At 62.7% G+C, this 12,161-nt stretch carries 10 protein-coding genes; 5 read left to right on the top strand and 5 right to left on the bottom strand.

Features of this window, described 5'->3' with window-relative positions; genetic code table 11:
* The first annotated feature begins 23 nt into the window (after window positions 1–23).
* Together ACZZZU_RS10325 and hemE are read left to right on the top strand one after the other, a co-directional pair.
* Window positions 24–1,442 carry an FAD-dependent oxidoreductase gene (locus tag ACZZZU_RS10325; RefSeq protein WP_122452328.1) on the top strand — a complete coding sequence of 473 codons (1,419 nt, stop codon included), beginning with the start codon at window positions 24–26 and terminating at the stop codon, window positions 1,440–1,442.
* Window positions 1,443–1,581: 139 nt separating this feature from the next.
* A complete protein-coding gene (gene hemE / locus ACZZZU_RS10320) occupies window positions 1,582–2,649 on the top strand; it encodes a uroporphyrinogen decarboxylase (RefSeq protein WP_463550518.1) in 1,068 nt (355 codons plus the stop codon).
* Between the two features lie 110 nt (window positions 2,650–2,759).
* Here hemE and ACZZZU_RS10315 read toward each other — a convergent pair whose 3' ends face one another.
* From ACZZZU_RS10315 to ACZZZU_RS10295, 5 genes are all read right to left on the bottom strand, one after another.
* The gene (locus ACZZZU_RS10315) at window positions 2,760–3,308 is read right to left on the bottom strand and encodes a tetratricopeptide repeat protein (RefSeq protein ID WP_122494486.1); all 549 of its coding nucleotides are present in this window, start codon (window positions 3,306–3,308) and stop codon (window positions 2,760–2,762) included.
* Between the two features lie 90 nt (window positions 3,309–3,398).
* Window positions 3,399–4,049: a DUF6962 family protein gene (locus ACZZZU_RS10310; RefSeq protein WP_463550517.1), complete on the bottom strand. Its 651-nt coding sequence runs from the start codon at window positions 4,047–4,049 to the stop codon at window positions 3,399–3,401.
* Window positions 4,049–5,338: a glutamate-1-semialdehyde 2,1-aminomutase gene (gene hemL, locus ACZZZU_RS10305; protein WP_122494482.1), complete on the bottom strand. Its 1,290-nt coding sequence runs from the start codon at window positions 5,336–5,338 to the stop codon at window positions 4,049–4,051. Before hemL ends, ACZZZU_RS10310 begins: the two co-directional genes overlap by 1 nt.
* A 69-nt stretch (window positions 5,339–5,407) precedes the next feature.
* Entirely contained in the window at window positions 5,408–6,034 is a 627-nt protein-coding gene (gene thiE / locus ACZZZU_RS10300; RefSeq protein ID WP_463550516.1) for a thiamine phosphate synthase, read from the bottom strand.
* Window positions 6,031–6,828: a hydroxymethylpyrimidine/phosphomethylpyrimidine kinase gene (locus ACZZZU_RS10295; RefSeq protein WP_122494478.1), complete on the bottom strand. Its 798-nt coding sequence runs from the start codon at window positions 6,826–6,828 to the stop codon at window positions 6,031–6,033. The genes thiE and ACZZZU_RS10295 overlap by 4 nt, the downstream gene beginning before the upstream one ends.
* Window positions 6,829–7,110: 282 nt before the next feature.
* Here ACZZZU_RS10295 and ACZZZU_RS10290 point away from each other — a divergent pair, with 282 nt between their 5' ends.
* The 3 genes from ACZZZU_RS10290 (at window position 7,111) to ACZZZU_RS10280 (ending at window position 12,029) form a co-directional block, all read left to right on the top strand.
* A complete protein-coding gene (locus ACZZZU_RS10290) occupies window positions 7,111–9,528 on the top strand; it encodes a hybrid sensor histidine kinase/response regulator (protein ID WP_463550515.1) in 2,418 nt (805 codons plus the stop codon).
* A gap of 195 nt (window positions 9,529–9,723) precedes the next feature.
* Window positions 9,724–10,365 (top strand): TetR/AcrR family transcriptional regulator, encoded by a 642-nt coding sequence (locus ACZZZU_RS10285; protein ID WP_463550514.1) that lies wholly within the window; start codon window positions 9,724–9,726, stop codon window positions 10,363–10,365.
* Entirely contained in the window at window positions 10,362–12,029 is a 1,668-nt protein-coding gene (locus ACZZZU_RS10280) for an acyl-CoA dehydrogenase family protein (RefSeq protein WP_463550513.1), read from the top strand. The genes ACZZZU_RS10285 and ACZZZU_RS10280 overlap by 4 nt, the downstream gene beginning before the upstream one ends.
* Window positions 12,030–12,161 lie beyond the last annotated feature (132 nt).

Below are 12,161 nucleotides of genomic sequence, written 5' to 3'. Positions count from 1 at the left end.
CGTAGTGTGATGAGGTTTTTACAATGACTGAACGTCTGAACAACGACTTCCAGTTCCTCGATGTCGGGCGCAAAGATCCGAAGAAGAAGCTCTTGCGCCAGCGCAAGAAGGAATTCGTCGAGATCTATGAGCCCTTCAAACCGGCCCACGCCGCTGACCAGTCGCATCGTTGCCTGGGCTGCGGTAACCCGTATTGCGAGTGGAAGTGCCCCGTGCACAACTTCATTCCGAACTGGCTGAAGCTGGTATCGGAAGGCAACATTCTGGCCGCCGCTGAGCTGTCGCATCAAACCAACACCCTGCCGGAAGTGTGCGGCCGCGTGTGCCCGCAAGACCGTCTGTGCGAAGGGGCGTGCACCCTTAACGACGGTTTCGGCGCGGTCACCATTGGTTCGGTGGAGAAGTACATCACCGACACCGCGTTCGCCATGGGCTGGCGTCCGGATATGTCCAAAGTCGTACCGACCGGCAAACGCGTCGCCATCATCGGCGCCGGTCCTGCTGGTCTGGGTTGCGCCGACGTGCTCGTGCGTAACGGTGTATCGCCGGTGGTGTTCGACAAGAACCCAGAAATCGGTGGTCTGCTGACCTTCGGCATCCCCGAGTTCAAGTTGGAAAAAAGCGTACTGACCCGCCGTCGTGAAGTGTTCACCGGCATGGGTATCGAGTTCCGCCTGAACACCGAAGTGGGCAAAGACGTCACCGTCGACCAGCTGCTCGAAGAATACGATGCCGTGTTCATGGGCATGGGCACCTACACCTACATGAAGGGCGGCTTCCCCGGTGAAGACTTGCCCGGCGTGCACGATGCGTTGGATTTCCTGATCGCCAACGTCAACCGCAACCTCGGTTTCGAGAAGGCGCCGGAAGACTTCATCAACATGAAGGGCAAGCGCATCGTCGTACTCGGCGGCGGCGACACGGCGATGGACTGCAACCGCACCTCCATTCGCCAAGGCGCCAAGTCGGTAACCTGTGCTTATCGTCGTGACGAAGAGAACATGCCCGGCTCGCGCAAAGAGGTGAAGAACGCCAAGGAAGAAGGCGTGAAATTCCTCTACAACCGCCAGCCAATCGCCATTGTTGGCGAAGACAAAGTCGAAGGCGTGAAGGTGGTCGAGACCCGTCTCGGCGAGCCGGATGCCCGTGGCCGTCGCAGCCCCGAGCCGATTCCGGGCTCCGAGGAAATCATCCCGGCTGAAGCCGTGCTGATCGCCTTCGGCTTCCGTCCAAGCCCGGCGCCGTGGTTCGAGCAGTTCAGCATTCAGACCGACAGCCAAGGCCGCGTGATCGCGCCGGAGCAATCCAAGTTCAAACACCAGACCAGCAACCCGAAGATCTTTGCGGGCGGCGATATGGTGCGGGGTTCGGACTTGGTGGTTACGGCGATCTTTGAAGGTCGCCAGGCGGCGGAAGGGATTCTCGACTACCTCGAGGTTTAATCCCGGCCGCTCCTACAGCGTCTGGCGCGCGACAAATTGACTCCATAGACAAAAGGCACGGCACCCGCCGTGCCTTTTGCTGTGCGCTCTGCGAAAATGCCGGCACTTTTTTGCTGCCTACTTTTTCTCAGGAAATGACATGACCGCCCTGAAGAACGACCGCTTCCTACGTGCTTTGCTAAAACAGCCTGTCGATGTCACCCCGGTGTGGATGATGCGCCAGGCCGGTCGTTACCTGCCGGAGTACCGTGCCAGCCGCGCCAAGGCCGGCGATTTCATGGGCCTGATGCAGAACCCGCAATTCGCTTGTGAAGTAACCCTGCAACCACTCGACCGCTACCCACAACTGGATGCGGCCATTCTGTTCTCCGACATCCTCACCATTCCCGACGCCATGGGCCAAGGCCTGTACTTCGAAACCGGCGAAGGCCCGCGTTTCAAGAAGGTGATCAGCAGCCTGGCCGACGTTGAAGCCCTGCCAATTCCCGATCCGGAAAAAGACCTCGGTTATGTGATGGACGCCGTGCGCACCATTCGCGGCGCTCTCAATGGCCGCGTGCCGTTGATTGGTTTCTCTGGCAGCCCGTGGACGCTGGCGACCTATATGGTTGAAGGCGGCTCCTCCAAGGACTTCCGCAAATCCAAGGCCATGCTTTACGACAACCCGCAGGCCATGCACTTGCTGCTCGACAAGCTGGCGCAGTCGGTGACCCTGTACCTCAACGGCCAAATCCGTGCCGGCGCACAAGCGGTGCAGATTTTCGATACCTGGGGCGGCAACTTGTCTTCGGCGGCGTACTTGGAGTTCTCGCTGGCTTATATGAAAAAGATCGTCAGCGGTCTGATTCGCGAGCACGAAGGTCGCAAGATTCCGGTGATTCTGTTCACCAAGAACGGCGGGCTGTGGCTAGAGTCGCTCGCCGACGCCGGTGCCGACGCGCTGGGCCTGGATTGGACGTGCGACATCGGCGAAGCGCGCCGTCGCGTGGGTGAGCAGGTCTCGCTGCAAGGCAACATGGACCCCACCGTGCTCTACGCCCAGCCCGCGGCCATTCGCAACGAAGTGGCGCGCATTCTGGCCAGCTACGGCAAAGGCAGCGGCCACGTATTCAACCTCGGTCACGGCATCACGCCGGAAGTGAACCCGGCCCATGCCGGTGCATTCCTGGAAGCGGTGCATGAGTTGTCGGCGCCGTATCACCAGTAAGGTGATAGGCCAAACAAAAAGGGCGCCGTGAGGCGCCCTTTTTGTGTGTAGATGATTACACCGTGCCGAGGACTCAACTCCCTATGGGAGCGGCTTCAGCCGCGATGCTTTTAGGGGAGTGGCGCAAACGGCGATCCACCGTCCGCCGTCTGCAACTCAATCAAGTAATTACGAAAAATCTGCCCCAGCACCTGCGTGGCGATTTCCAACTGTTCGCGGGGCATTTGCGCGGCGACCTGGTCGGCCGTATCCAACGCATCTTCGGCACCGTTTACCGCCGCCATCTTCAGCACGATATACGCCTGCACATTGTTGGCCGGCACGCCTTCGCCGCGGAAGAACATCATTCCCAACCGATACTGGCTTTGCGCGTGGCCTTGCAGCGACGCTTGCTCGAACAGGGTTAACGCCTGCGGCAAGTCACGCGGCGTGCGTTGGCCATCGTAGTAATACTCGCCAAGTTCGTACTGAGCTTCGGGGTCGCCACTTTGAGCGGCTTGCTGGCAGGAGGCCAAGGCTTCCGCCTGGTCTTCAGGAAGGGTGTTGAGCGAACAGCGGCCAGCGGCCGGAATCAGCAAGGAGTTGCCGCCCGCCGATGCAACCAGTGGCAGCAAAAGCAACAGGCAGCCCAGGGACAGGGTGCGGCCGATGCAATTCATAACAATCAACACGCCTCATCAAACAGTGCGGGCCAGGCCCGGCCGACGGAACGCGACGGCCCGCGCATTATGGAATAAGCCGGGCGCCCGTTACAAAGTGTTTACCGACTTTTGTGTCCCCTCTGTCACACCCTGGCGGCCGTGCAAGTGCAGCAGCAACCAGGCCAACAGCGGATACGCAACGCTAAGCAGCCCATGAAACAAGTCGACCCGCAGAAGCGGCCCGAAGTTTCCCTGAGTGCCGACCACCAGTCCCGCGACGATAAACAGCGTCACCGCAACCGCCGCTGCTGGCAGCGCTTTACCGCCTTGCGTAACGCCCGCGTAAAGCAGCATCAGCAACGTGGCCAGGTTGAGTAGAAGTGTGTAGCTGCCAAGCAATCCCCAGCGTTTGGCACCTTCGAACAAAACGCTGAGGCTGATGATCACCCAGCACCACCCCAACCGCTGCCAATGCCAGCCGCGCACCAGCGTCAGCGCCGCCACGCCGAGGGCCGGAAGGGCGAGCAGGCTGCTCGCCTGGCTGAGTCTGGCGTGCAAGGGTTGCCAGCTTTCGTTCACGCCGAAATGCAGTACGCCCACTGCCGCTGTGACGCCGGTCACCAGCAAGGCCGCGATCACCGCCAGCCAGGTGGCGCGCAACGGTTTCTCGCCCCAGCGCCGGCTACGCCAAATGCCCAGCACGCTGGCCAGACAGGCCAGGGCCAACAACGCATCGGACGCGGCGGTGCTGTATTGCATCAGCGCAGGGCCGCGAAGGCGCGCTCGGCGGCGTCGAGGGTGATTTGCAGCTCTTTGTCGCCATGGGCGATAGAAGTAAAGCCGGCTTCGAAGGCGCTCGGCGCCAGGTACACGCCGCCTTCCAGCATCAGGTGGAAGAATTTCTTGAAGCGCTCGGAATCGCTGCCCATCACGTCGTCAAAGGTGACGATGTCATCAGCGCCGCTGAAGTACAGGCCAAACATGCCACCCGCCTGCGTCGTTACGAACGGCACACCGGCCGCGTCGGCGCGTTGTTGCAGACCATCGAGCATGCGGCTGGTGTAGGCGGTGAGTTCGTCGTGAAAGCCCGGACGGCGAATCAGGTTCAGCGTGGTCAAACCGGCCGCCATCGCCAGCGGGTTACCCGACAGCGTGCCGGCTTGGTACACCGGGCCGAGCGGGGCGATCTGCTGCATGATTTCGCGCTTGCCGCCGAAGCAGCCCACCGGCATGCCGCCGCCGATGATTTTGCCGAACGTGGACAGATCCGGCGTTACGCCGTAATGCGCCTGGGCGCCGCCGAGGGCGACGCGGAAACCGGTCATCACTTCGTCAAAAATCAGCACCACGCCGTGTTTGTCGCACTGCTCGCGCAGGCCTTCAAGAAAGCCAGGCGCGGGCGGCACGCAGTTCATGTTGCCGGCCACGGGCTCAACGATGATGCACGCCACCTCGTTGCCCACTTCGCTGAGCATTTGCTCCACGGCGCCGATGTCGTTGAACGGCAGGGTCAGCGTGTGTTTGGCGAAGGCCGCCGGTACGCCGGCCGAACTGGGTACGCCTTGAGTCAGGGCGCCAGAGCCGGCTTTCACCAGCAGGCTGTCGGAGTGGCCGTGGTAGCAGCCTTCGAATTTGATGATGCTGTCGCGGCCGGTAAAACCACGGGCCAGGCGGATGGCGCTCATGGTCGCTTCGGTGCCGGAGCTGACCATGCGGACCATTTCCATCGACGGCACGATCGAGCACACCAGCTCTGCCATTTCGGTTTCCATGGCGGTTGGCGCGCCATAGGACAACCCATGTTCCAACTGCTTGCGTACGGCCTCCAGCACGTCCGGGTGGCTGTGGCCGAGAATCATCGGGCCCCACGAGCCCACGTAGTCAACGTACTGCTTGTTGTCTTCGTCCATCACATAGGCGCCGGCCGCGTGCTTGAAGAACAAAGGCGTGCCGCCGACGCTGCGGAATGCGCGCACGGGCGAGTTAACGCCGCCGGGAATGTGTTTTTGCGCGCTGGCGAACAGGGCTTCGGAACGGGACTGGGTCATGGGCAGACTCCTTTAACTGAACAGGTGGCGGCGGGCAGGCTGACCTGCCGGCGCACTGGAATTCGACGGTTACGACTGAAACAGGGCGCTGAAGGCGCGGGCGCGGCGGTTCACTTCCTGGGCGCTGTCGGCGCTGAACAGGGCGTGAATGACGGCTAACAAACTGACCCCGCCGGCCACCAGAGGTGCGGCATTTTCCAGGTCGATACCGCCAATGGCGCAGATCGGCAATTGCACGCTGGCGCGCGCTTGCTGCACCAACTCCAGGGTGGCAGCCGGGGCGCCCGGCTTGGTCTGCGAGTTGAAGAAACGGCCGAAAGCTACGTAACTGGCGCCTTCGCGGGCGGCCTGCTCGGCCAGCTCAAGCTGCGCCAGGCAGGTGCCGCCAATAATGGCTTTGCGGCCCAGCAAGGCGCGAGCGGCGGACAATGAGCCATCGCCCTGGCCCAGGTGCACGCCAACGCCCAAGCGCGCAGCAAGCTCGGCATCGTCATTAATCAACAGGTGGGCACCGTAGCGCTCGCAGAGGTTTTTCAGCGCTTGGGCTTCGCGCAGGCGACGGGCTTCGTCGCTGCTTTTGTCACGGTATTGCAGCAGCGTGGCGCCACCGTCGAGGGCGGCTTCCACATACGGCAGCAGCTTGCCACCGGCCAGTAATTGGCTGTCGGTGATGGCGTACAGGCCGCGCAACGTCACGAGTTGAAGTCCAGCGGCAAGCGGCGCGGCACGTACTGGCCTCGGCCCAACTGCTCGGCATCGCGCAAGGTGCGCCAGGTATAGGCCAGCGCCGACTGCACCGCGCTCACCAGCTCTTCGCCCTGAGCGAGCCGGCCGGCAAGGGTGCTGGCCAAGGTGCAGCCCGAGCCGTGATAACTGCCCGGCAGACGTTCACAGGTGAAGGTGTGCTGGCTGCCGTCGCGGCTGTAAAGACGGTTGTGTATTTGCGCTTCATCGCCATGGCCGCCGGTGATCAGCAGGTGCTGGCAGAACGGCAGAAGTTTAGCCGCGCACTCATCGGCCGTGCCTTCTGGCAGTTCGGCGAGAATGCGCGCTTCGGGCAGGTTAGGCGTGGCGATGGTGGCCACCGGCAGCAAGCGCTCGCGCATGGCGAAGCCCACTTCATCCTTGCCCAACGCGCCGCCGCCGCCGGCTCGCAGCACGGGGTCGCATACTAGGGGAACGCCGGGCAGTTTCTGCATGATTTCCAGCACGGTTTCGACCATCTGCACCGAGCCGAGCATGCCCAGTTTGACGGCCGCCACCGGCATGTCGGCGATCACGGCATGGGCCTGGGCCAGCACCCATTCCCGGTCGAGCACGCGGAAGTCGCTGACGTTGACGGTGTCTTGCACGGTCAACGCGGTTACCGCCGGAGCGGCGTGGCAGCCTTGCGCAAGCAGGGCTTCGATATCGGCCTGAAGGCCGGCGCCGCCACTCGGGTCGTGACCGGAAAGGCAGAGAACAACGGGGCGGGAGGTATAGGTAGTCATGGTGCGCGAGCTTATCACTTTTCACCTTTTTTGCCCCAGGCGGGCGCTCTGTTCACAGGGTGAGTAGTGAGATGGCGGATGGCACCAACGGGGCACCACATTTTCCCCTCAAGCTGGTGGCCAGTATCGCTGCTGGCACTCGCGATGCCTTGCTGGGGGCGGCTTTCAGCGTGGGGCGGCTATGCTAGAGTGGCCCCCATTTTTGAATAAATCAGGTCGGCAGGTGACGTCACTTACGGAGATGGGGCTCCGACGTCAACCGCCAGGCCTTTGCGGGGCAGCATGCGCTACGGTCTTCTACTTGTTCTGTGTTTACTGACGAACCTGGCCCACGCGGTCGAATTCGACGAGTACACCACTCAGCTGGTGCTCGGTCAGGAAATGGACGTGTTCGAAGATGTGCGCGGCGACGCCACCATCAACGACATCACCTCGCCGGCACTGCAAGCCAACTTCCGCCGCCACGACAAACCGGTGCTCAACTACGGTTACTCGCACTCGGTGTTCTGGCTGCGTATCGACCTCGCCTACCGCCCGCAAGCGCTGCTCGGCCAGCAACCCTGGCTGCTGGAATTGGCGTATCCGCCGCTCGATCATCTCGACCTGTATTTGCCCGATGGCCGCGGCGGCTTTCAACTAGCCGAGCGCACCGGCGATGCATTGCCGTTCGACAGCCGGCAGATCAAGCAGAACAACTACCTGTTCGAAATCAACTTGCAGCCGTACCAGCCGCAACGCGTGTACCTGCGCATTCAGAGTCAGGGCTCGATTCAGGCGCCCCTCAATCTGTGGTCACCGAAGGTGTACATGGAACAGATGCCCGGGCGCATTTACCTGCTCGGCATCATCTATGGCGTGCTGCTGGGCATGCTGATTTACAACCTGTTCATCTTCCTCAGCGTGCGCGACCCGAGCTACCTCTACTACATCCTCTACATCGCCTCGTTCGGGCTGTATCAGGTGTCGGTCAACGGCGCCGGCATCGAATATTTCTGGCCCGACAACCCCTGGTGGGCCAACGCCTCCACGCCGTTCCTGATCGGCTCGGCGACGCTGTTCGGCTGTCAGTTCGCGCGCACCTTTTTGCATACCGGCGAGCACAGTCCGTGGGTGGACCGCACGTTGCTGGCGCTTATGGCCGTTGGCGCGCTCGTGATGGTGCTGGCGCTCACGGTCAGTTACAGCGTGTCGCTGCGCCTGGCCACGTACCTGGCGCTGCTGTTCACGGTGGTGGTGTTTTCCGCTGGGCTTATCGCCTGGCGACGCGGCATGCGCGTGGCGCGCTATTTCATCTTTGCCTGGACCACCTTCCTGATTGGCGGCGTGATTAACACCTTGATGGTGCTCGGCTACCTGCCCAACGTGTTCCTCACCATGTACGCCAGCCAGATCGGCTCAGCGATTGAAGTGGGGCTGCTGTCGCTGGCCTTGGCCGACCGCATCAATTCCATGAAAGAAGAGCGCGCGCGAATCCTTTATGACTCGGGCCGCAAACTGGAAACCCTCAACCTTGAACTCGCCAACAGCAACCGCCTGAAAGACGAATTCCTGGCCACCGTCACCCATGAATTGCGCACCCCCATGAACGGCGTTATTGGCTCGCTGGAGCTGATGCAAACCGTGCCCATGGACGTCGAGCTGGAGCAATACCAGAAAACTGCCAGCGCCTCGGCGCGCGACATGATGCGCATGGTCAGCGACATCCTTACCCTCACCGAACTGCAAGCCGGCAAGCTGTACCCATGGCGCGAGCCGTTCAGCCTGCGCGGTCTGTTTGGCGGACTGCGCAGCCAGTTCGCCCCGCGTGCCGAAGAGAAAGGGCTGGGCTTCACCCTGGAAATGGACGAAAGCCTGCCCGACACCCTGGAAGGCGACGCCGGCAAACTCAGTCAATGCATCGGTTACCTGCTCGATAACGCGATCAAATTCACCCCCGGCGGCGCCGTAACCTTGCGCGTGTCGGCCGTGGAGCGTGGGCGCGAAGGATTGGTGCTGAAAGTGGGCGTCATCGACAGCGGCATCGGGTTCAGCACGCCGAAAGACGGCTCGCTGTATCAGCGCTTCCACCAGCTCGACGGCTCGATGACTCGGGAATACGGCGGCTTGGGCGTGGGTTTGGCGATTTGCCGCAAGCTGGTCAGCCTGATGGGCGGCGGCTTGAGCCATACCTCAGAAGTGGGCGAGGGCAGTCACTTCGAGCTGACCGTGCCGCTGTTTCTTTCCAACAGCGGCAACCACCTCGCCAGCGCGCCGTCCCGTGAGCCCGCGCGCCGTGGCGGCGGCCAGGCCCTGCGCCGGCCGGAGGAGTGCACGGTGTTGGTGGTGGAAGACAACGGCATCAACCAACTGGTGATGCGCGGCATGTTGCTCAAACTCGGGTACCGCGTGCGCTGCGCCGACAACGGCAGCGATGCCCTTGAACTGCTGCGCCGAGAGCCGGTAGACGCCGTGCTGCTCGACTGCCAGATGCCGGTGATGGACGGCTTTGCCACCTGCCGCGCCTTGCGCGCCATGTCCAACTGCGCCGACTTGCCGGTGCTGGCCATTACCGCCCACAGCCACAGCGGCGACCGCGAGCGCTGTTTGGCCGCCGGCATGAGCGACTACCTGGCCAAGCCGGTGAAATTTGAACAGCTGCAAGCGTTGCTGCATGACTGGCTGCTCAGCCTGGAGCCGCCAGCGCCGGTGCGGATTTCCTGAACGCCACGCTGATCCTGTAGGAGCGGCTTCAGCCGCGATGGGTGCCGACGCATCAAGAGCATCGCGGCTAATCGCAATGCCACCCAGCCGCTCCTACAGCGCCCCCTCGTTGACCCCTTTCTTTTGGCAAGAATGCCCCTTCTTCCAAACTCTGAATCCTGATTCACTAGCGCCAAATGAATCAGGATTCAGACTATGGCCTACCGACACAGCGCCGCCCGCATCGACCGCGACCAAGAACAACGCGAGCGCATTCTTGACTGCGCGTTGTTGCTGGTGGTCGAGGGTGGTTTCGCCGCATTGACCATGCAAACCCTCGCCGAGCGCGTGGGCATCGCCACGGGCAGCCTGTACCGGCACTTTCGCGGCAAGGGCGAACTGGCGGCCGAGGTATTTGCCCGGGCCAGCCAGCGTGAAGTCGACGCCATGGCCGGCGCGCTGCAACTGCCGGGCAGCGAACCAAAACGCCTGGCCGGCGCCCTTGAGCAATTCGCCGCCCGCGCCTGGCAAAGCCGTCAGCTGGCATTCGCCCTGATCGCCGAACCCGTGGATCCGGAAGTGGATGAACGCCGTCTCGAGTTTCGCGAGGCGTACGCCGCCCAACTCAGCACCGTCATCGAACAGGGCGTGGCCACTGGCGCGTTTCGAACCTCGTCGGTGGCGGTCAGCGCCGCCTGCCTGGTGGGCGCCATCAGCGAAGCGCTGGTCGGTCCGCTTTCACCCCAAGCCCGCGCCGCTCGCGAAGCGGGCGAGCCTGCTCTGCAATTGGCGGACGTCAGCGCCGCCCTTGTTTCCTTTTGTTTACGCGCCCTTGCCGCCGAGGAGTCACTGCCATGAGCACTGCCGTTAATAACTACGCCGCGTTTGCCGAAACCCACGAAGTGAGCAATCAGCCGCCGTCGCTCGACGGCATCAACCTGTACCGCGCCGACCTGCCGCTGCAGGAGTGGACGCGCCACTTCGGCGGCGGCTGGGCGCACGACCGCATCGATGCCTACGGCGCCTTGGCCGGCGGCCCGCTGATGGCGGCAGGCTTTCTCGCCAACGAAAACAAACCGGTGTTCAAAAGCCACGACCGCTACGGCAACCGCATCGACCTGGTGGAGTTTCATCCCGCCTACCACGAGCTGATGAAGGCGGCGGTGGAACATGGCTTGCCGTCACTGCCCTGGACCAATCCGCGCGCCGGCGCCCATGTGGCCCGCGCGGCCATGACCTACATGCACAGCCAGGCCGAAGCCGGCACCGGCTGCCCGCTGACCATGACCTTCGCCAGCGTGCCGGCGTTGCGTATGCAGCCAGACGTTGCCGAGGTGTGGGTGCCGAAAGTGCTCGCCACCCAATACGACCCGCGCAACGTGCCGCTGGCGCAGAAGGCCGGCGTCACCATTGGCATGGCGATGACGGAAAAACAAGGCGGCACCGATGTGCGCGCCAACACCACCCGCGCTTATCCGGTCGGTGTTCCCGGCCCCGGTCAGGCGTACGAACTGGTCGGGCATAAATGGTTTTGCTCGGCGCCCATGTGCGACGCCTTCCTTACCCTGGCGCAAACCGACAAAGGCTTGAGCTGCTTCCTGCTGCCGCGTCATCGCCCGGATGGCACCCGCAACGAGTTCTACATCCAGCGCCTGAAAAACAAGCTCGGCAATTGCTCCAACGCCTCCAGCGAAGTGGAATACCGCGGCGCCCTGGCGTGGATGCTGGGCGAAGAAGGGCGCGGCGTACCGACCATTATCGAGATGGTGTCGATGACCCGCTTCGACTGCATGGTCGGCTCCAGCGCCCTGATGCGCCAAGCGCTGAGCCAGGCGGCCAACCACTGCGCACACCGCACCGTGGGCGGCCGCGTCCTCAGCGAGCACGCCTTGATGCAAAACGTGCTGGCCGATTTGGCCCTGGAAAGCGAAGCCGCCATCGCTTTGAGCCTGCGCATGGCCAAAGCGCTGGATAACGCCCATGACGAAGGCGAAGACAAATTCGCGCGCCTGGTAACGGCCGTAGGCAAGTATTGGATCTGCAAACGCGCGCCGGCCATGATCAACGAAGCCGCCGAATGCATGGGCGGCGCCGGTTATGTGGAAGACAGCATTCTGCCGCGCCTGTACCGCGAAGCGCCGGTGAACTCGACTTGGGAAGGCTCCGGCAATGTGCAGTGCCTGGACGTATTGCGCGCCTTGTCGAAAGAGCCGGGCGTGCTCGACGTGTTGTTCAACGAGCTGGGCGACGGCCACGGCGACGCGCGCCTGAAAGCCCATATCGACGGGCTGAAGGCCGGCTTTCGCGACACCGCCGACATCCAGTACCGCGCCCGTCAGCTCACCGAAGACGTTGCCGTTGGCTTGCAGGCCAAACTGTTGCTGGAAAGCGGCAATGCCGTGGTGTCCGACGCGTTTATCGCCAGTCGCCTCGGCCAGGGCGGCCGCGCTTATGGCACCTTGCCGCGCGGGGCGGACGTGGAGGCGTTGGTTGCGCGCAGCACGCCCCATGTCATGGAGTAATGCCACGTGATCGATGCGGGGCAGGCTTCAGTCTCGATTGCCTTTTCCAGGAATCGCAGCTGAAGCCTTCCCCACAGTCATGCCTTTTGCGAACGATGCAGGCAAGATAGGCCGCATGCGAGTCCAGACAGG

The sequence above is a fragment of the Pseudomonas sp. AC136 genome, from assembly GCF_979258585.1.
This window is presented reverse-complemented; position numbering and strand designations above follow the sequence as displayed.

Excerpts from the sequence above, each read along its gene's own strand:
- ACZZZU_RS10325 (WP_122452328.1), top strand. The coding sequence starts at position 24 with ATGACTGAACGTCTGAACAACGACTTCCAGTTCCTCGATGTCGGGCGC.
- hemE (WP_463550518.1), top strand. The coding sequence starts at position 1,582 with ATGACCGCCCTGAAGAACGACCGCTTCCTACGTGCTTTGCTAAAACAG.
- ACZZZU_RS10315 (WP_122494486.1), bottom strand. The coding sequence starts at position 3,308 with ATGAATTGCATCGGCCGCACCCTGTCCCTGGGCTGCCTGTTGCTTTTG.
- ACZZZU_RS10310 (WP_463550517.1), bottom strand. The coding sequence starts at position 4,049 with ATGCAATACAGCACCGCCGCGTCCGATGCGTTGTTGGCCCTGGCCTGT.
- hemL (WP_122494482.1), bottom strand. The coding sequence starts at position 5,338 with ATGACCCAGTCCCGTTCCGAAGCCCTGTTCGCCAGCGCGCAAAAACAC.
- ACZZZU_RS10295 (WP_122494478.1), bottom strand. The coding sequence starts at position 6,828 with ATGACTACCTATACCTCCCGCCCCGTTGTTCTCTGCCTTTCCGGTCAC.
- ACZZZU_RS10290 (WP_463550515.1), top strand. The coding sequence starts at position 7,111 with ATGCGCTACGGTCTTCTACTTGTTCTGTGTTTACTGACGAACCTGGCC.
- ACZZZU_RS10285 (WP_463550514.1), top strand. The coding sequence starts at position 9,724 with ATGGCCTACCGACACAGCGCCGCCCGCATCGACCGCGACCAAGAACAA.
- ACZZZU_RS10280 (WP_463550513.1), top strand. The coding sequence starts at position 10,362 with ATGAGCACTGCCGTTAATAACTACGCCGCGTTTGCCGAAACCCACGAA.